The sequence below is a fragment of the Actinosynnema sp. NPDC037264 genome (assembly GCF_055603705.1).
The window spans coordinates 32,084-50,372 of the sequence record NZ_JBVJVK010000057.1; the positions used below are offsets into that span (position 1 = coordinate 32,084).

18 protein-coding genes and 1 riboswitch are annotated in these 18,289 nt (G+C 71.5%); of the genes, 11 read left to right on the forward strand and 7 right to left on the reverse strand.

Annotated elements, in window-relative coordinates; genetic code table 11:
- Positions 1–126 precede the first annotated feature (126 nt).
- On the reverse strand, positions 127–918 hold the full coding sequence (locus tag ACZ7GX_RS36990) for a SigB/SigF/SigG family RNA polymerase sigma factor (RefSeq protein WP_498783901.1): 792 nt from the start codon (positions 916–918) through the stop codon (positions 127–129).
- Complete coding sequence (locus tag ACZ7GX_RS36995) at positions 915–1,346, reverse strand: ATP-binding protein (protein WP_498783903.1); 432 nt, start codon at positions 1,344–1,346, stop codon at positions 915–917. Before ACZ7GX_RS36995 ends, ACZ7GX_RS36990 begins: the two co-directional genes overlap by 4 nt.
- A gap of 125 nt (positions 1,347–1,471) precedes the next feature.
- On the opposite strand from ACZ7GX_RS36995, the gene ACZ7GX_RS37000 reads away from it, so the two are divergent.
- A complete protein-coding gene (locus ACZ7GX_RS37000; protein ID WP_498783905.1) occupies positions 1,472–2,227 on the forward strand; it encodes an ATP-binding protein in 756 nt (251 codons plus the stop codon).
- A 21-nt stretch (positions 2,228–2,248) separates the two neighbouring features.
- Here the strand turns inward: ACZ7GX_RS37000 and ACZ7GX_RS37005 are convergent, their stop codons facing one another.
- Positions 2,249–2,668 (reverse strand): STAS domain-containing protein, encoded by a 420-nt coding sequence (locus ACZ7GX_RS37005; protein ID WP_498783907.1) that lies wholly within the window; start codon positions 2,666–2,668, stop codon positions 2,249–2,251.
- Between the two features lie 444 nt (positions 2,669–3,112).
- On the opposite strand from ACZ7GX_RS37005, the gene ACZ7GX_RS37010 reads away from it, so the two are divergent.
- The 8 genes from ACZ7GX_RS37010 to gcvP all read left to right on the forward strand — a co-directional run bounded on the left by ACZ7GX_RS37010 (position 3,113) and on the right by gcvP (position 11,042).
- Positions 3,113–3,355, forward strand: coding sequence for a hypothetical protein (locus tag ACZ7GX_RS37010; RefSeq protein WP_498783909.1), 243 nt, complete (start codon positions 3,113–3,115; stop codon positions 3,353–3,355).
- Positions 3,356–3,425: 70 nt separating this feature from the next.
- A complete protein-coding gene (gene clsA / locus ACZ7GX_RS37015; protein ID WP_498783911.1) occupies positions 3,426–4,013 on the forward strand; it encodes a cardiolipin synthase ClsA in 588 nt (195 codons plus the stop codon).
- A 61-nt stretch (positions 4,014–4,074) separates the two neighbouring features.
- The gene (gene gcvH / locus ACZ7GX_RS37020; protein ID WP_387499723.1) at positions 4,075–4,458 is read left to right on the forward strand and encodes a glycine cleavage system protein GcvH; all 384 of its coding nucleotides are present in this window, start codon (positions 4,075–4,077) and stop codon (positions 4,456–4,458) included.
- 113 nt (positions 4,459–4,571) lie between these two features.
- Entirely contained in the window at positions 4,572–5,033 is a 462-nt protein-coding gene (gene garA, locus ACZ7GX_RS37025; protein WP_033427969.1) for a glycogen accumulation regulator GarA, read from the forward strand.
- A gap of 14 nt (positions 5,034–5,047) precedes the next feature.
- The gene (gene ftsR / locus ACZ7GX_RS37030; protein WP_498783914.1) at positions 5,048–5,722 is read left to right on the forward strand and encodes a transcriptional regulator FtsR; all 675 of its coding nucleotides are present in this window, start codon (positions 5,048–5,050) and stop codon (positions 5,720–5,722) included.
- 143 nt (positions 5,723–5,865) lie between these two features.
- Positions 5,866–6,339, forward strand: coding sequence for a bifunctional nuclease family protein (locus ACZ7GX_RS37035; RefSeq protein WP_053720858.1), 474 nt, complete (start codon positions 5,866–5,868; stop codon positions 6,337–6,339).
- Positions 6,340–7,188: 849 nt separating this feature from the next.
- A complete protein-coding gene (locus tag ACZ7GX_RS37040; protein WP_308257181.1) occupies positions 7,189–7,755 on the forward strand; it encodes a MerR family transcriptional regulator in 567 nt (188 codons plus the stop codon).
- A gap of 155 nt (positions 7,756–7,910) precedes the next feature.
- Positions 7,911–8,001, forward strand: a riboswitch (glycine riboswitch).
- Positions 8,002–8,153: 152 nt separating this feature from the next.
- Positions 8,154–11,042: an aminomethyl-transferring glycine dehydrogenase gene (gene gcvP, locus ACZ7GX_RS37045; protein ID WP_498783916.1), complete on the forward strand. Its 2,889-nt coding sequence runs from the start codon at positions 8,154–8,156 to the stop codon at positions 11,040–11,042.
- A gap of 263 nt (positions 11,043–11,305) precedes the next feature.
- Here gcvP and ACZ7GX_RS37050 read toward each other — a convergent pair whose 3' ends face one another.
- On the reverse strand, positions 11,306–11,710 hold the full coding sequence (locus ACZ7GX_RS37050; protein WP_498783918.1) for a DUF3224 domain-containing protein: 405 nt from the start codon (positions 11,708–11,710) through the stop codon (positions 11,306–11,308).
- A gap of 49 nt (positions 11,711–11,759) precedes the next feature.
- Between ACZ7GX_RS37050 and ACZ7GX_RS37055 the strand changes: the two genes are divergently transcribed.
- Complete coding sequence (locus ACZ7GX_RS37055) at positions 11,760–12,719, forward strand: helix-turn-helix transcriptional regulator (protein ID WP_498783920.1); 960 nt, start codon at positions 11,760–11,762, stop codon at positions 12,717–12,719.
- A 131-nt stretch (positions 12,720–12,850) separates the two neighbouring features.
- On the opposite strand, the gene ACZ7GX_RS37060 is transcribed toward ACZ7GX_RS37055, so the two are convergent.
- The 3 genes from ACZ7GX_RS37060 to ACZ7GX_RS37070 all read right to left on the reverse strand — a co-directional run bounded on the left by ACZ7GX_RS37060 (position 12,851) and on the right by ACZ7GX_RS37070 (position 16,482).
- Complete coding sequence (locus tag ACZ7GX_RS37060) at positions 12,851–13,384, reverse strand: hypothetical protein (RefSeq protein WP_498783921.1); 534 nt, start codon at positions 13,382–13,384, stop codon at positions 12,851–12,853.
- Positions 13,385–13,777: 393 nt separating this feature from the next.
- Positions 13,778–15,559, reverse strand: a complete 1,782-nt coding sequence (locus ACZ7GX_RS37065) for a substrate-binding domain-containing protein (protein ID WP_498783923.1) — start codon at positions 15,557–15,559, stop codon at positions 13,778–13,780.
- A gap of 98 nt (positions 15,560–15,657) precedes the next feature.
- Positions 15,658–16,482 (reverse strand): 3-methyladenine DNA glycosylase, encoded by an 825-nt coding sequence (locus tag ACZ7GX_RS37070; RefSeq protein WP_498783927.1) that lies wholly within the window; start codon positions 16,480–16,482, stop codon positions 15,658–15,660.
- Between the two features lie 297 nt (positions 16,483–16,779).
- Here ACZ7GX_RS37070 and ACZ7GX_RS37075 point away from each other — a divergent pair, with 297 nt between their 5' ends.
- Complete coding sequence (locus ACZ7GX_RS37075; RefSeq protein WP_498783925.1) at positions 16,780–18,114, forward strand: MFS transporter; 1,335 nt, start codon at positions 16,780–16,782, stop codon at positions 18,112–18,114.
- The last annotated feature ends 175 nt before the right edge of the window (positions 18,115–18,289 follow it).

Consider the following 18,289-nt stretch of genomic DNA (forward strand, 5'->3'; position numbering starts at 1 on the left):
AGGAAGGCAAACCTCTGCCAACCCCCCCACCCCCCCCCCCCCCCCCCCCCCCCCCACCCCCCTCCCCCCCCCCCCCCCCCCCCCCCCCCCCCCCCCCCCGCGATTCTTTTCGCTCCGCGCGCCGTCCTACTCGGTCAACCCCTCGCGCAGCTGCCGCAGCGTCTTGGCCAGCAGCCGCGACACGTGCATCTGCGAGATGCCGACCTTCTGCGCGATCTGGGTCTGCGTCATGTTCCCGAAGAACCGCATCACCACGATCTTGCGCTCCCGCTCCGGCAACTTCTCCAGCAACGGGTGCAGCGCCTCGCGCTGCTCGATCGCCTCCAGCTCCGGGTCCTCCTCGCCGAGCGTGCTGCCCAGCGAGATGGAGCTGTCGTCGGCCACGAGCAGGTCGTCCAGCGACGCGCTGTGGTAGGCGTTGCCGGCCGCCAGTCCTTCGTGGATCTCTTCCCGGGTCAACCCCAGGTGCTGCGCCAGCTCGCTGGGCGTCGGCGCGCGGCCGAGCTCCTGCGACAGCCGCGCCGACCCCGCGTTGATCGCCAGGTGCAGCTCCTTGAGCCGCCGCGGCATCCGCACCGACCAGCTGGAGTCGCGGAAGTACTTCCGGACCTCGCCCATGATCGTCGGCACCGCGAACGACAGGAAGTCGCTGCCGCGTTCCGGGTCGAACCGGTCCACGGCGTTGATCAACCCGACCGTCGCCACCTGCACCAGGTCGTCGTGCGGCTCGCCGCGGTGGCCGAACCGCCGGGCGATGTGCTTGGCCACGGGCAGGTGCTCGGTCACCAGCTCGTCGCGCAGCCGCTCCCGCTCCGGGTCGTCCTTCGCGGTCGCGGCGAGCCGGACGAACAGCGGCGCCAGGTGGTCGTAGTCACCCTGGGTGCCGGACCGCGTCGTGCCCCCGTCCGACCCCGTCACGCATCCACCGTCCCCAGCGACCGCTTGACCAGGTCGATGTGCACCTCGAACGCGTCCGCCTGCGGCGCGACCCACGTCGTGACCGAGTCGACCAGCGCGCTCAGCACCCGCCAGCCGAAGCTGTCCCGGTCCGGCGGCGCCGACCGCTGCGAGCCCACCTTGGTGAACACCTGCACCGAACCGTCGACCACCACGAACTGGGCGCTGAGCACGGCACCCCCGGCGGCCAGCGAGATCAGGGTCGAGCACGCCTCGTCGACCGCCAGCTTCAAGTCCTCGATGGAGTCAAGGTCGAAGTCCTGCCGCATGGCGATGTCCGCCGCCACGGCTCGGACGATCGACAGCTGCGTGGGGTCGGCCGCCATCCGCAACTCGACCCCGGCCAGGGCGTTATCCGACTCACCGCTTCGCGGCTCAGTGTGCGACACGCTCACCTCGTCGTCCGTTCTGTCTCGTTGTGCTGCTGAAGCTATCGATACCCGAATTGATCGTCGTTCACACGTGTAGCCGACGCGCGGGCCGGGAAGACTGCTTGGTGCGACGGGGAGGCCTTTTGACCGATCAACTCGCGGACCACCACTGGGGTGTCGAGTTCCCGGCACAGCCCGGGCAGCTCGCCGTGGTACGCGCCCGGCTCGACGCGTGGCTGGCCGCCGAGGGACTGCCGGAGGACGACCGGTACGACCTGCTCCTCGCGGTCAACGAGGCCGCGAGCAACGCCGTGGAGCACGCCTACGGCCCTGACGAGCACGGTCTCGTCCACATCGACGCCGACGCCAGACCCGACGGCAGCGTGCGCGTCGTGGTCAGCGACCACGGCGGCTGGCGCGTGCCGCCGCCGACCCTGACCGCCCGCGGTCGGGGTCTGCTGCTCATGCGCGAGAACGTCGACGAGGTGATGGTCGACCGCAGCGCGACCGGCACCACCGTCACCCTGGTCCTCGGTCCGCGCCACCGCTCTCGCGGCACGTTGCTCGCCGTACCGCCACCGGTCGACCCGGTGGACGTGACGGCCCGTGACGGCTGGGTGGAAGTGCACGTTCGCGGCGACGTCCCGGCGCACGCCGCGCCCGCCGTCCGTCGCCGCATCCTGACCGCCGCACGGGGCGGGACCGTACCGGTGGTCGTCGACCTGCGCGCGTTGGGCGAGCGCAGCGAGGGCCTGATCCGCAGCCTGCGCGCCGTCGCCGACGCCGCCGCCGCGGCGGGCAACCGGGTCGTCGTGCGCGCACCCGAAGACGGCCACGCCCGCCGCGCACTCGTCGCGGCGGGCGTGGACCAAGTCGTCGACCTGGTGCCGCACGTCTAGCCCCGGTCCGTCATCGCCGGCTCAGCGGGACTCGTCGGCCTCCAGCGCCTGGTCGACCGACTCGAAGACGCTGAACACCTCGCCCAGGCCGGTCGCGGCCAGCGGGCGGGTCACGGCGCGCTCCACCGCCACGACGCGGAACGCCGCGCCACGGCGCTTGGCGTGCTGCGAGGCCTCCACCAGCACCGCGAGGCCGGCCGAGCCGAGGAAGCTGACCCCCGACAGGTCCAGCACCAGGGCGCTGCCCGCGTCGAGGTGCTGCAACGCGTCCGCCCGCAGTTGCGGCGCGGTGAGCATGTCGATCTCACCGCTCACCGCGAGCACGGTGACGCCTTCGGCCGCGGTGCGCGCGGCGAGTCCGAGCTGCCCGGCCCGCGGGCTCTCGGCCGCGGCGGACTCGGCTCCGCTCGTCGCCACGACGTCCGGATCCTGAACCGTCACGAGGCACTCCTCTTCAGCTGGAACCGCTGGGTGGGAAGCCCGGACGCACCAAGTGTGCGCGCACTACAGAACAGCAGCGTGGCGGAAACGTTTCCCCGCTAGCCGGACTTCCCGGCGCGGCTGTTGGCTCAACCGCTGCGCCACCCACCGTACGGAGCCGGTCGCGACACCACAAGCGCGTGGGTGGCGCCCTGATAGGCACCAGTGTAATGCGCTGTTCGGTGTGCGGTGGACGACGCACGGTGAACGGTTTGGGGCCGCCGGGGCCGGTTACACCTCGAGGGAAGCGTTCCCGCCCGTGGCGCGCAACTGGGCGACACAACCGCCCGCCGGCCGGAATCGGGCATGAATGAGGAGGTGGTCTCGACCACAGTCGCGCAGAATCGGGTGACGGGGATAACGCCGCGAGAGCCGTGAGCGACAACCCTGGTGGAGGGATTTCACATGAGCACCAGAACGGAAACCGAGTCCGAGCCCGCGAAGCGCGGGGCGGCGCGTGCCGGCGCCACAGGCGCGGCGGCGCTGCCCACAGCCCCCTGCAGCGTGGTGTGGAGCAAGGGCCACGCCTACGTGCTCGAAGGTTTCCGGGCCCGCTGGGTCGGCGTCGACGACCGAGGTCGTCCGCAGGCGCTCAGCGGTGACGAACTGCAACGCCGCGGCTGGAGCCGCACCCGTTCGAACAACTGAACGAGCCCGCGAGGGGTCGCACCGCGAGTCGACCACCGGGGCACGCCGGGCGGCCATCTACAGTGCGGACGTGTCGCACGATCCAGCCGACCGGCTGCTGACCATCCCGAACGCGCTGAGCGTGTTGCGGCTGCTCGGCGTGCCCCTGTTCCTGTACCTGCTGCTCGGGCCGCACGCCGACGGCTGGGCGCTGGTCGTGCTGGTCGCGGCGGGCCTGTCCGACTGGCTCGACGGCAAGATCGCCCGCTGGCTCGACCAGGCCAGCAAGCTCGGCGCCCTGCTCGACCCGGCCGCCGACCGCCTCTACATCCTCGCCACGCTGGTCGCGTTCGTCGTGCGCGGCATCGTGCCCTGGTGGGTGGCGGCGGTGCTGGTCGGCCGCGAGCTCGTCGTCGGCGTCTGCCTGCCCGTGCTCCGGGCCCGCGGCTACGGCCCGTTCGAGGTCAACTACCTCGGCAAGGCGGCCACGTTCAACCTGCTCTACGCGTTCCCCATGCTCCTGCTCGCCCAGGGCGCCTCCACCGCCGCGCAGATCGCCCGTCCGGTGGCGTACGCGTTCATGGTCTGGGGAGGAGCCTTGTACCTGTGGTCAGGCGTGCTGTACGTCTACCAGTTCGGCCTCGCGATGCGGCGACGGCCGGGTGTCGCGCCGGCCTGAAGGTCGACGTGGGAAGATCCGGCGGAGCGTTGATCCACCGTCATTGAAGGAGCACACCGCGGTGATTCCCGAGGAGCTCAAGTACACCGAGGAACATGAGTGGGTGCTGCGCACCGGTGAGGACACCGTGCGCGTGGGCATCACCGACTACGCCCAGGAACAACTGGGTGACGTCGTGTTCGTCCAGCTCCCGGAGCTCGGCGAGCAGGTCGCGGCCGGGCAGACGCTCGGCGAGGTGGAGTCGACCAAGAGCGTGTCCGACATCTACGCGCCGCTCGCGGGCGAGGTCGTCGCCCGCAACGACTCGCTCGACCAGCAGCCCGACCTGGTGAACTCCGACCCGTACGGCGAGGGTTGGATGGTGGAATTGCGGCTGGAGGACCCGTCCGCGGTCGACGACCTGCTCGACGCCGCCGCGTACCAGGAGCTGGTGGCACAGGGGTGACGTCGATCTTCCGGCGGCTCTTCGGTCGGTGGGGGAGCCGCTCCTCAGACCAGGGTTCGGGCACGATAGGTTCTAGCGGTCTCGACGGTTCCAGCAGCAGGAGGAGAGCTCAGGTGAGCACGAACGACGGGCCAGGCGTTCCGCCCGAGCAGTCCCCGGAGCGGACCTCCGTTTTCCGGGCCGACTTCCTCGCCGAGGTCGAGGGCGCCGAGGCGCCCGCCCAGGAGCCGGCCGTCGCGGGTGTCGACGCACTGCCCGCCGGTTCGGCGCTGCTCGTGGTCAAGCGCGGCCCCAACGCGGGGTCGAGGTTCCTGCTGGACCGCGACACGACCAGCGCGGGGCGGCACCCCGACAGCGACATCTTCCTCGACGACGTGACGGTCTCCCGCCGCCACGCCGAGTTCCGCCGCGAGGGCGGCGAGTTCGTGGTCATCGACGTGGGCAGCCTCAACGGCACCTACGTCAACCGCGAGCCCGTCGACCAGGCGGTGCTGGCGAACGGCGACGAGGTGCAGATCGGCAAGTTCCGCCTCGTGTTCCTGACCGGTCCGGGCGCCGGGGGCCAGGGGGCCTGAGCGATGGGGCTCCGGTGACGGCGGCCGGGCGGCCACGCGGGGGGTTGAGCATCGGGGCGGTGCTGGCGCAGCTGCGACCCGACTTCCCCGACGTCACCATCTCCAAGATCCGATTCCTGGAGTCGGAGGGCTTGGTCCGCCCGGCGCGCACGGCCTCGGGGTACCGGCAGTTCACGTCCGCCGACGTGGACCGCCTGCGGTACATCCTGTCCGCTCAACGGGACAGGTACCTGCCGCTGAAAGTCATCAAGGAGCAGTTGGACGCGGCCGACCAGGGCGCGTCGAAGGCGATGCGCGCGGTCGACCTCGCACCGGCCGCCGGGCACCGGGTCACCCGCGAGGACCTGCTGGCGCGCGCGGGCATCGAGCCGGGCGTGCTGGCGGACCTGGAGCAGCACGGCCTGATCAGGCCAGGTGCGGGCGGGTTCTACGACCACGAGGCCGTGCAGATCGCCTCGACCGTGCGGGCGATGGCCGAGCACGGCCTGGAGGCCCGGCACCTGCGCCCCTTCCGCGCCGCGGCCGACCGCGAGGTCGGGTTGGTGGAGCAGGTCGTCGGCGCGGCCCACCGCTCACGCGACCGTGACGACGTGGTGCGGGAGTTGGCGGCGCTCTCCGTAACGCTGCACACACTCTTGGTGAAGGTCGGTTTGCGAGAGGTCGTCGGACGACCTGTTTCGCCGAGGTGAACACGTGTCCGCATCGTGATCCGAAGCGGGCGGGCGGTTGCGCACAGGGCCCGCTTGGCGGGTAGCGTCGAAAGAGTACGTGGGGGATCCTCGTTGGTAGCGGGGACGCCAGAATTTCAGCGCGCTGAGGGAGGCGAGACCCGATGAGCGAAATGCGCGTCGTCGGCGTGCGGGTGGAACTGCCCGCCAACCAGCCGATCCTGCTGCTGCGCGAAACCGAGGGCGAACGGTACCTGCCGATCTGGATCGGATCGGTCGAGGCCACGGCGATCGCGTTGGAGCAGCAAGGTGTCCGTCCTGCCCGGCCGTTGACGCACGACCTGCTCAAGGACGTCATCGGAGCCCTCGGCCGGCAGCTGGAGCAGGTGCGGATCACGGACTTGCAGGAAGGCACCTACTTCGCGGAACTCGTCTTCGACGGCGACATCCGCGTGTCCGCGCGGCCGAGCGATTCGGTGGCGCTGGCCCTGCGGATCGGCGTGCCGATCCACGCGGAGGAGTCGGTGCTGGCGGAGGCGGGCCTCATCATCCCGGACGAGCAGGAGGACGAGGTCGAGAAGTTCCGCGAGTTCCTCGACTCCGTATCGCCCGAGGACTTCCGCGGCGCCGACACGTAACCGTCCGCCCCCACCACGCCCTGCCTACCGGCACGGCCCCGGCACACCAGAGCACGCCTCCCCACAGCCGTCCACTGACACGCCCTTGCCCACGCCCTTCCCGAAGGAAGGGCTTCGTGTCATCCCGCCGACCTGGCTCCGCCCTACCGCGCGTGTCAAGGGGGCTGTGTGTCCCTTGCCGCGCCCGTCCACCGATGCCTGCCCCCTTGATACGTGTGGTAGCCCGTAGGGAGGTCGGTGGGATGACACGAAACCCGCACCACAACGGACCCGCCGCCGAACCACCCACCGGCCCGTCATCCTGCTGATCTGCCCGTCCGGCGAGGACATGCTTTTCAGCCTGCACGCACCCCCGCCGCACCCCGCCGCACCCCTACCGCCTGGGACCGCACACCACTGCCCCGGGCCTCACACCAACCTGCCGCTTGCGGACAAGCGGGTCGGGTGCTTGACAAAACCAGCCCGTCACCGATCCGTCGAACCGCTCTCCACCACGCCCCGCGAAGGGCCGCGCCCAAGGGCCCCACACCGTCAACGGCCCCTCGCGAGCGTGTGCGGTGCGTTGTGGATCAACCCCGCGTGCCACCTCCAGGTGTCACGCCTCTGGGTTACACAACGTCAACCTTCGTCCGCTAAACGATCACTAAACGTCACCCGAATGGCTTACGACAGGCGACTCTCTCAACCTCAACCTCACGTTGAGGCAAGACACGCCCAGCGCGTCGCGTTGACCTGCCCCCTACCCGGTCTTACCGTCGAACTCAGGTGAATTGCCACGGTGTGATTCGGGCACCGCGGCGGCTTCACGTTGGTCGCCGGTCGTCGTGACCGGACCGAGGGGAGGCAGGCGTGGTCGAGGAAGCGCCCATCCGGGCCGGATCCGGCGAACAGGGTGAGCTGTTCCCGGACTCCTCGCTGCCGGACGAACTGGTCGGGTACCGCGGCCCCGCCGCGTGCCAGATCGCGGGCATCACCTACCGCCAGCTGGACTACTGGGCGCGCACGGGGTTGGTCAACCCGACGATAAGGAGTGCCCACGGCTCCGGCAGCCAACGGCTCTACTCGTTCAAGGACATCCTGGTCCTCAAGGTCGTCAAGCGGCTGCTGGACACCGGTGTCTCGTTGCAGAACATCCGGGTCGCGGTCGACCACCTGCGCCGCCGCGGCGTGCAGGACCTGGCCCGGATCACGCTGTTCAGCGACGGCACCACCGTCTACGAGTGCACGTCGCCGGAAGAGGTGGTCGACCTGCTCCAAGGCGGCCAAGGGGTGTTCGGCATCGCGGTCTCCGGCGCGATGCGGGAGATCAGCGGCACGATCCACGACTTCCCCGCCGAACGCGCGGACGGCGCCGAGATCGTGGAGCCTGCCGACGACGAGCTGTCCCGCCGGCGCCGCACGAGGGCCATCGGCTGACCGCCCGGCGCAAGGCGGCCGGCTGACCGACGTGCTCGCCCGGCGCAACGCGGCCGGCTGACCGGCCCGCACACCCGGCGCAACGCGATGAGATCCACGTCGCGCCGGCGGTACCGCTCACCCACCCGCCGGGTACGATTTCGCGCGTAGTCGCTTTATCCCGTGCGGGAGAGTCCGAGCCAGTCTCGGCGCCGAAGGAGCAAATCCTCCCCGGAACCTCTCAGGCGCAAGGACCGTGCGGGTGAGACGCCTCTGGAAAGCGGGTCGGCCACCACCGACCGACCCCGCCGACGGTGCAAACCCGACAGCCGGGTGAAGCTCTCAGGCGCCCGCCGGGCAGAAGACAGAGGGGGAGGGCAACGGCAGAAGTCTGTCCGGAGCCCTGGAGGCCAGCACCGATGACGCAGGACCGCATCCCCCTCGCCGCACTCGAGCACGGCACCCCGTTCGCCGACCGGCACGTGGGCCCGCGGCCCGCCGAGCTGGCCCGCATCCTCGACGTGATCGGTGTCGGCTCCCTGGAGGAACTGGCGCAGCACGCCGTCCCCGAGTCGATCCGCGAGCGCGACCTGGTGCTGGACCTGCCCGCGCCCGCCACCGAGACCGAGGCGCTGGCCGAGCTGCGCGCCCTCGCCTCCCGCAACCGCCCGATGACGCAGATGATCGGGCTCGGCTACTACGGCACGACCACGCCGCCGGTGATCCGCCGCAACGTGCTGGAGAGCCCCGCCTGGTACACCGCGTACACGCCGTACCAGCCGGAGATCTCCCAGGGCCGCCTCGAAGCCCTGCTGAACTTCCAGACGATGGTCGCCGACCTGACCGGCCTGCCGCTGGCCAACGCCTCGATGCTGGACGAGTCCACCGCGGCCGCCGAGGCCATGACGCTGGTCCGCCGCGCGGGACGGTCCAAATCGAACAAGTTCGTCGTGGACGCCGACACGCTGCCGCAGACGCTGGCCGTCATCGAGACGCGCGCCGAGCCGCTGGGCATCGAGATCGTGACCGCCGACCTGTCGCAGGGCATCGAGGGCCTCGGCCTCGGCGGCGACTTCTTCGGCGTGCTGCTGTCCTACCCCGGCGCGTCCGGCGTGGTGCGCGACCACGCGGCGGTCGTCGAGGAGATCCACAAGGCGGGCGCGCAGGCCGTGGTCGCCGCCGACCTGCTGGCGTTGACGCTGCTGCGCCCGCCCGGCGAGATCGGCGCGGACGTCGTCATCGGCACCACGCAGCGCTTCGGCGTGCCGATCGGGTTCGGCGGGCCGCACGCGGGCTACATGGCCGTGCGCCAGGGCTTGGAGCGGCAGCTGCCCGGCCGGCTCGTCGGCGTGTCCGTGGACGCGGACGGCTCGCTCGCCTACCGCCTCGCCCTGCAGACGCGCGAGCAGCACATCCGCCGGGAGAAGGCGACCAGCAACATCTGCACCGCGCAGGTCCTGCTGGCGGTGATCGCGTCGATGTACGCGGTGTACCACGGTCCGGAAGGGCTGAAGGCGATCGCGACCCGCGCCCACCGGATGGCGACCGTGCTGGCCGCCGGTCTGCTGGAGGGCGGCGTCGAGATCGTGCACGGCGAGTTCTTCGACACCGTGCGCGCCCGCGTCGAAGGACGTGCCGCCGCCGTCGTCTCCGCCGCGCGCGACCTCGGCGTGAACCTGTGGCAGGTCGACGACGACGTGGTGTCCATCGCGTGCGACGAGACCACCACGCGCGAGCACCTGGTCGCGGTGTGGAAGGCGTTCGGCGTGACCGTCGCGGACGTGGACGGCCTGGACGCCGACACCGCCGACGGCATCCCTTCCGACCTGCGCCGCACCAGCGACTACCTGACCCACCCGGTGTTCCACTCGCACCGCTCCGAGACCGCGCTGCTGCGCTACCTGCGCGCGTTGTCGGACAAGGACGTCGCGCTGGACCGCAGCATGATCCCGCTGGGCTCGTGCACGATGAAGCTCAACGCCACGGCCGAGATGGAGCCGATCACGTGGCCGGAGTTCGCCGACCTGCACCCGTTCGCGCCCGCGTCGGACGCCGACGGGCTGCTGAGCATCGTCGGTGACCTGGAGCGGTGGCTGGCCGAGGTCACCGGGTACGACGCGGTGTCGTTGCAGCCGAACGCGGGCAGCCAGGGCGAGTTCGCGGGCCTGCTGGCGATCCGCGCCTACCACCGCGCCAACGGCGACGACCACCGCGACGTGTGCCTGATCCCGTCCAGCGCGCACGGCACCAACGCCGCGTCCGCCGTGATGGCCGGGATGCGGGTCGTGGTCGTCAAGTGCGACGACCACGGCAACGTGGACATCGAGCACCTGCGTTCGACGGTCGACGCGCACCGCGACGACCTGGCCGCGATCATGATCACCTACCCGTCGACGCACGGCGTGTACGAGGACACCGTGCGCGAGGTGTGCGGGCTGGTGCACGACGCCGGTGGCCAGGTGTACGTCGACGGCGCGAACCTCAACGCGCTGATCGGGTTGGCGCAGTACGGCAAGTTCGGGTCGGACGTGTCGCACCTGAACCTGCACAAGACGTTCTGCATCCCGCACGGCGGCGGTGGCCCGGGTGTCGGGCCGATCGGCGTGCGGTCGCACCTGGCGCCGTTCCTGCCGAACCACCCGTTGCAGCCGTCGGCCGGTCCGGCGACCGGTGTCGGCCCGATCAGCGCCGCGCCGTGGGGTTCGGCGTCGATCCTGCCGATCTCGTGGGCGTACGTGCGGATGATGGGCGCCGACGGCCTCCGCCGCGCCACGCTCACCGCCGTGGCGGCGGCGAACTACGTGGCCCGCCGCCTGGACGAGCACTTCCCGGTGCTCTACACCGGCGAGGGCGGTTTCGTGGCCCACGAGTGCATCCTCGACCTGCGGCCGATCACCAAGGCGACCGGCGTGACGGTGGACGACGTGGCGAAGCGGTTGGCGGACTACGGGCTGCACGCGCCGACCATGTCGTTCCCGGTGGCGGGCACGCTCATGGTGGAGCCGACGGAGAGCGAGGACCTGGGCGAGATCGACCGGTTCATCGACGCGATGATCGCGATCCGGCACGAGATCGACCGCGTCGGCTCGGGCGAGTGGCCGGTGGACGACAACCCGCTGCGCAACGCGCCGCACACGGCGGCCTCCATCGCGACGGAGTGGAACCACCCGTACAGCCGGGAGGTGGCGGTGTTCCCGGCGGGCACGTCGGCGCCGAAGACCTGGCCCCCGGTGCGCCGCATCGACGGCGCCAAGGGCGACCGCAACCTGGTCTGCTCCTGCCCGCCGGTCTCCGCTTACGGCGGCTGACCACCCGCCGGTCTCCGCTTGCGGCATCTGACCGGTCTCCGCTCACGGCGGCTGACCGGTTCCCGCTCACGGCGGTTGACCACCGCGGCGTCGCACGGGAACCCGGGGGGACCGGGTTCCCGTGCGGCACCGTCGTGGCTCAGCCGGTCGCACGCGCAGCGGGCTGTCGCAGGGCGCCACGACGAACCCCTCACCCACGAGGTCGCGCGGACCAGTCGAGTGATTACGCACTGTCACCCGATCGGGTTTCCGGACGTCGGCGATCAGGTGAGCTCGTAGTCCAGTTCGAACCGTCCCGGCTCGCCTTGGGCCCACGTGATCCGGCCCGTGCCGGTGAGGCCCGCCAGCTCGCCGGTGGCGGAGGTGATGGTGACGGTGGCGTCCGCCACGCCGTCGTGGAAGCCGCCGACGTGGTGCAGGACGAAGCTGCCGGTGCGGCCGTTCAGGGCCCCGGTGACGACCTCGTAGCCGGTCGAGGCGCAGGAGTCGTCGTCCGCGTACGACATGACGAAGCGCAGGTCGCCCACGGCTTCCAGGTCACCGGTGTAGGTGGCCGTCATGCCGCCGACCGTCTGCTTCGGGCCGGTGACCTCGTCGTAGCGCTTGCCGTCCCACGTGTGCTCGTCCCAGCTCTTCATCTCCGCGCGTGCGGTGGCGTGTGTGGTCATGGGGTGGAGCCTGCCGGACGTACCTGACAGTTCCTGTCAGGATGGTCCGATGCGCGCCAGTCGGTTGCTGTCCCTGCTCCTCCTGCTCCAGTCGCGCGGCCGGATGACGGCGCAGGAGCTGGCAGACGAGCTGGAGGTCTCGGTCCGCACCGTGTACCGCGACGTGGAGGCGCTCGGCGCGTCCGGCGTGCCCGTGTACGCCGACCGCGGGCCGGCGGGTGGCTACCGGCTGGTCGACGGGTACCGCACCCGGCTGACCGGGTTGACCACCGAGGAGGCCGACTCGCTGTTCCTGGCGGGTATGCCCGGCCCGGCGGCGGAACTCGGGTTGGGCGCGGTGGTGGCGGCGGCGCAGCTCAAGGTGCTCGCCGCGCTCCCGCCGGAGCTGCGGTCGCGGGCGTCGCGGGTCCGGGAGAGGTTCCACCTGGACGCGCCCGGCTGGTTCCGCGGCAACGAGGGGACGCCGCACGTGGCCGAGATCGCGGAGGCGGTGTGGCAGCAGCGGCGGCTGCGGATCCGGTACGTGCGGTGGGCGGGGGTCGAGGTGGAGCGGACGGTCGAGCCGCTCGGGCTCGTGCTCAAGGCCGGCACCTGGTACCTCGTCGCCCGGACGGACGGACTGCGCACGTACCGGGTCTCGCGGGTGCTGGAGCTGACCGCGCTGGACGAGCCGTTCGACCGGCCCGAGGGGTTCGACCTGGTCGAGTACTGGGCCGGCTGGTCGGAGCGGTTCGAGGAGCGGATGTACCCGATGCGGGTCACGGTCCGGATGACGCCGGACGGGCTGCGCGGCGCCCGGGTCCTGCTCGGCCTCGTCGCCGCCCGGGAGTTGGAGGGCGTGGAACCGGAGGGGGAGTGGACGACCGTCCGGGTGCCGGTCGAGTCGCTGGACCACGCGCTGGTGGACCTGCTGCGCCTCGGGCCCGAGGTGGACGTGGTGGAGCCGCCGGAGCTGCGCGAACGCGTCATCGCCCGGATCGCGGCGATGGCCGCCGTCTACCAGCGCTGACGGTCGCCGGCCGGCGCTGGTGGTTGCTGATCGGCGTTGACGGGCGCTGGCGGGCGTTGACGGGCGTTGGAGGGCGCTGGCGGGTGCTGACCGGGAGGGAGGCGCGCCCCGGCGGGGACGCGCCTTCCGGGTCAATCGATCGTCGTGGCGTTGCTGTAGTTGCAGATGGCCGGCGCCATCACCTGCGCGGCGCTGCCCCAGCCGGCGCACTGGTAGGACGAGTGGCCGTACCAGTTGTGGCCGAACTCGTGCGCGGCCAGGAGGGCGTCGTCGTTCACGCCGCCCATGTAGAGCGCGATCCGCTGGCCCGCGCCCCAGTTGCAGCCGACCACCCGACTGCCGCCGCCGCAGTCGGTGATGTAGCCGTTGCGGCACTCGACCGGGGTGCCGCTGGAGCTCTCGGTCAGCCCGCTCCACGCCCGCGCGCCGGTGCGGATCGCCGACGCGTACGGCGAGCAGGAGCTGAGGATGCGGTACGTCCGGGGGTTCGGCACGGGCCACGCCGCCGCCGTGGGACCTTCGGACAGCACCTCGGCAGGCGCCGCCGCCAATTCCACGGCACTGGTGCCGTGCCCTTCCACGGTGAACGCGCTTTGCGAGCTCGGCGCCACGAGAACGGCGAGCACCAGCGCCAGCAGGGCAGGCGCCAAGAAGAGTTTCCTCACCTTGTTCGTCCTTTCGTGTGCAGGGATCTCGACGTTGTGCAGGGACGTCGAAGCACTCGAAGTTACGAGACCATTGGGCGCCGATCAACCGGGTCGGACCGCGATTGATCAGCGCGGAAACGATCAGATCACGGCCACCGGCCAGGGGTGATCCGATTCCGGGAAAGATCGGAAATGCGTCGGGTGTGAATTTAACAGGTCGAATGCGCGGTCAGGTCCGTCGATCGGCGCAATTCGACGCGATGTCGCCACGCGCCGCAGCCGTCGTTCGCGGAAATGGGGGCACCGCGGCGACGGCTGCGGCCGTTCGAGTGCCGAGGCGCGTGGTCCCGGTCGCCGTGAGCAGCCGTCGAGGCCGGCCCAGCCGCTTCGGCCGCGATCAGTCGGCCGCGATCAGTCGGCCGAGAGGAGCTGGCCGAGGGCGGCGTCCACGCCGCGGCCGTCCTCGACCACCGACAGCGTGCCGCCGGTGGACCGGGCCAGCTCCGACAGCGGCGCGCGTTCCGGGTCGGGACCGAGCGCGATGACGCTGATCGCGATGTCCTTGCCCGGCTGCTTGAGCGACGCGAGCCGCGACGTCAGCTCCTCGAACGTCAGCCCGCCGTCGTTCACGCCGTCGGTGAGCACCACGATCCGGTTGCGCTTGCCGTCCTGGTAGTCGGCCAGCACCCGTTCGTACAGCGCGAGCACGCTGGTGTAGAGCTGCGTGGCGCTGCGGGGCTCCAGCTCGGCGACGCCGTCCAGCAGCGCCTGCCGCTGGGTGGCGACCGGTCCGGTGGCGACGAGCTGCCGGTACGGCTTGTCGCCGTCGAGCTGCCGGGAGAACTCCCACAGCCCGAGCGACCCGGACACCGACCGGTTGACCTGCCCGGACAGCGCCTGCTTCACCCAGTCCATCCGGCTGCGGCCCTCGCCGCCGGGCTCCTCCATCGACTTCGACGTGTCCACCAGCACGGTGACGACCTGGCCGTTGTCGGCGGTCGCCCACGCGGCCGAGATCTGCTGCGTCGTGTTGGCGTCGGCGGAGGTGAGCGTGTCGGTCACGGCGGCCCACCGGATGCCGGGCGACGGCTTGGGCCGCTCGGTGGTCGCCTCGACCCGCAGGCCCGCGCCCGCCAGGATCTTCTGCTGGTCCGGCTCGCGCAGGAACTCCCGGAACGCCTGGGCCGCGCGCACCTGGGCCTCGCCGACCCAGTCGCCGGCCAGCGGCACGAACGGGAAGTCCGCGATCGGCGTCGGCCCGCCCGCCGCCACCCCGTACAGGGGCTGCGACGGCGCCGTGCCGCTGTCCTTGCCGGTGTTGTGCCGGTACAGGTCCACCTCGAACACCGGCACCGCGCTGTACCCGGCCGCGTTCACCGCGTCGCCGTCGGACAGCGCCTTCAACGCCTCCCACGTGCTCGCGGGCGTGTGCTCGGGCTTGGACGCCGACAACCGGCTCATCGTGCTCTTCACCGGTTCCAGCGCCAGCATCTCGGTGGTGACGGGGCCCTTGCCCTCGGGGCTCGCGCCCGCCAGCGCCGCCTGCACGGCCATCGCGGTCGCCGTGCTCGCGGTCGGGTCGGGCATGGCGACGGTGAACCGGCCCCACTCGGGGTGGCCGAACCGGCCCCAGCCGTCCGCCGCGCCCGCGAGGTCGGGCAGGTCGGTCCAGCGGAACCCGGAGCCGGACTGCACCGCCTGCGCCGCGTCCTGGGGCAGGGCGAGCAGCACGGGGCTGGCCGCGATCGACTCGGGAACCGCGCCGAGCAGGGCGGCGTTCTGCGCGGCGAGGCGGTTGGCCCACAGCATCGAGTCGGTGACCCACGCGTGCGGCCGTTCGCCGATCTTGGCGGTGTCCCAGCCCTGGGTGAGGCCGTGCAGCACGACCTCGGAGTCGATCGACTGCACCTCGATCTCGATGCAGTGGTCGTAGACGACGGGCCGCTGCCTGCTCCACGCCTCGGCGACCTGCTTGACCGCCTCGGCGACGCTGGGCGTCGAGGAGACCCGGAGCAGCGCCTGGCCCTCGTGGCAGTCGCCCGCCTGGGCCGCGGCACGGCGTTCCACCAGCCCGCCGACCCAGTTCCAGCCGAGCCACCCGAGCACGATGAGGACCACCAAGCCGACGATGGCCACGGGCCACGTCGCGATGCCGCGCCGCACCTTCGTCCGCAGCGCGCGGTGTCGAGACATCGTCTTCCCTCTCAGCGTCCGACCGGATACGGCTGGCGAATCCCGACCGGCGTCACGCTAACAGGTGACGTCTGCGGATCGGGTGAAGTTACTCCAGGTCATCGAGCGGCGACGGCCGCCGTCGCGAGCACGCGGCTCAGCTCGATCAGCCTGGCCCTCAGCGGCGCGGCGGCCTCGGCGAACGCGCTCTGCCGCCGGACGTACTCGGCGCGGCCCTCGGCGGTCTCGATCGGCACCGGCTCGTAGCCGAGGTCGGCCAGGTCGTACGGGCTGGCCCGCATGTCCAGCTCGCGGATCCGCACGGCCAGCTCGAAGCAGTCCGCGACCAGCTCCGACGGCGTGGCCGGGTCGAGCTTGTAGGCCCACTTGAACAGGTCCATGTTCGCGTGCAGGCAGCCCGGCTGCTCCAGTTCGACCTGCGTCTCGCGGGTCGGCTGCACCGCGTTGCGCGGCCGTGCGTCCGGGGTGAAGAAGCGGAACGCGTCGAAGTGCCCGCACTGCACCCGGTGCGACTCGACCACCCGGTCGGTGCCCTCGCTGCCCAGCCGCAACGGCCACGCGTCGTGCCGCACCTGCTCCGGCCGCTGCCGGTAGACCATCGCCCACTCGTGCAGCCCGAAGCAGCCGAGCCGGGGCGCGCGGCCGGCGGTCGCGGTGAGCAGGCGGCCGGCGAACTCGATCGTGTTGGCCCGTTCCCGTGCGAACGCCTCGACGTCCAGCGTCACGCCGTCGGTGGTGCGCCGGTAGACGGGCCACTTCAGGTAGGCGAGGGCGGCGTCGCCTTCGAGGACCACGCCGGGGCCGGGGTGCCAGCGCTCCAGTCGTGACGGGCGGTGCGAGTAGTAGGAGAACAGGAAGTCCAGCACCGGGTGCTTGCGGCCGGCGGCCTTGCGCTCGTGGTGCGGCCCGGTCCAGCGCCTCATCCGGGCCGCGTGCGCGTCACGGCGCGCGGTCCACTCCGATTGCGACAAAACGACCCCCACGAGATGACAGGGTACTTCGGGTCGGGCGAGGGTCGGTCCGAGCCCGGTGCGTGACGAGATCGACTCACGTTCGGTGCGGGTCGGTGGGCCCGGGCGGTGGCCTGCTGGGCGGGACTGGTCTCAGGTGAAGTTGAGCAGGCGGTGTTTGGTCCGCGCGATTCGGTGGCGTTTTTTGCATGGGTGCACTACACGCTAAAAGGACTGGCGTTGTCGGCACATGTTGGCAGGGTGTGGACCATGTCCAGGGGGTGGGTGCGGCTGCAGGCCGTCGTGGTGTCCGGTTCGGTGGCCGAAGGCCTGATGTTGTCGGTGTTGCCGTGGATCGCGGCGACGATCACGTCCGACCCGCGGCAGCTGTCGCTGGTCAACGTGGTCGGCCAGTCGCCGTGGCTGTTGTTCTCGCTGGTGGCGGGCGTGCTGATCGACCGGGTGCGGCGCAGCGCCATGCTGACGTGGGCGTACGCGGTGCAGGGGTGCGCGGCGCTGTCGATCGCGGTGGCGGGCGTGACGGACGCGTTGAGCTTGCCGCTGCTGGTGGTCGTGGCGTTCGTGGTGACGTCGGCGCAGGTGCTCGGTGACGGCACGACGGGCGCGTTGGTGCCCGAGGTGGTGGAGCAGGGGCGGTTGGCGGCGGCGAACACGCGGCTGATCGTGATCGACCGGGGCGTGGTGCAGTTCGTCGTGCCGCCGGTGGCGGGTTTCCTGGTGGCGTTCGGCCTCGGCACGCCCGCTTGGGTCGCCGTCGTGGCCGCTGTGGTGGCGTTGTTGCTGGTCCGGGGGCTGCGTTCGGCTCGGGTGTCGGGGGCGGTGTCCGGGGCGGGGACGGTGTCGGGGGCGGGGGCGGGGGCGGGGGCGGGGGAAGCGTCGGCGAAGAAGCACCCGTTGCGTGACATCGGTGAGGGGTTGAGGTTCCTGGTCCGCACCCGGCTGCTGTTGTCGATCACGGTGGCGGTGGCGCTCGGGTCGTTCGCGGCGAGCGCCACGATGTCGATGTTCGTGCTGTACGCCAAGGAGTTGCTGGGGCTCGGCGCGGTCGGCTACGGCGTGATGCAGGCGGCGATGGCGGCCGGGTGGGTGGCGTCGTCGTTCGTGGTCGCCCGGGTGGTGCACCGGCTCGGGTACGCGTGGTCGATGCGGCTCGCCCAGGTCGGGATGGTGGTGACCGTCGCGCTGTTCGTCGTGCTGCCGCCGTGGGCGTGGGCGATCGGGGCGGTGATGTTCGTGCAGTCGGCGATCGTGATGGTGTGGAACGTCTGCTCGCAGTCCAGCCGGCAGCTCTTCACGCCGTCCGCGCTGCTCGGGCGGGTGCTCACCAGCCATCGCGCGCTGGCGTGGGGCCTGACGCCGCTGGGCGCGCTGGCGGGCGGTTTCGTCGCCGCGGGGTTCGGGTTGCGCGCGGTGTGGGTGATGGCCGCGGTGATCCAGGTCGGCGCCCTGATCACCGCGTGGCGCGGCCTCTCGCCGAGGGCGTTCAGGGAGGCGGAGTTGGTGGCGGCGGGTGAGGTGAAGAGCGGTGAAGATCAGGGGCAGGGGAAGGGGAAGGGGAAGGGGCAGGAAGTCGGTCACGCCTAGGTCGTGTTCCGGACGGCGAGCTGATTCCGCTCAGTGCGGGAGCGGCACGTTGCGTGGTCGGAAAGGGAATCGGAAAGGGGAAGAGTCCTCGCCGGACGGGCAGATCAGCAGGATGACGGCCGGTGGGTGGGGATGTGCCGGGTCCGTTGTTGGTCGGGTTTCGTGTCATCCCACC

Coding starts and splice junctions, on each gene's coding strand:
- ACZ7GX_RS37010 (WP_498783909.1), top strand. CDS start 3,113: ATGAGCACCAGAACGGAAACCGAGTCCGAGCCCGCGAAGCGCGGGGCG.
- ACZ7GX_RS37035 (WP_053720858.1), top strand. CDS start 5,866: ATGAGCGAAATGCGCGTCGTCGGCGTGCGGGTGGAACTGCCCGCCAAC.
- gcvP (WP_498783916.1), top strand. CDS start 8,154: ATGACGCAGGACCGCATCCCCCTCGCCGCACTCGAGCACGGCACCCCG.
- ACZ7GX_RS37050 (WP_498783918.1), bottom strand. CDS start 11,710: ATGACCACACACGCCACCGCACGCGCGGAGATGAAGAGCTGGGACGAG.
- ACZ7GX_RS37055 (WP_498783920.1), top strand. CDS start 11,760: ATGCGCGCCAGTCGGTTGCTGTCCCTGCTCCTCCTGCTCCAGTCGCGC.
- ACZ7GX_RS37065 (WP_498783923.1), bottom strand. CDS start 15,559: ATGTCTCGACACCGCGCGCTGCGGACGAAGGTGCGGCGCGGCATCGCG.
- ACZ7GX_RS37070 (WP_498783927.1), bottom strand. CDS start 16,482: ATGAGGCGCTGGACCGGGCCGCACCACGAGCGCAAGGCCGCCGGCCGC.
- ACZ7GX_RS37075 (WP_498783925.1), top strand. CDS start 16,780: ATGTCCAGGGGGTGGGTGCGGCTGCAGGCCGTCGTGGTGTCCGGTTCG.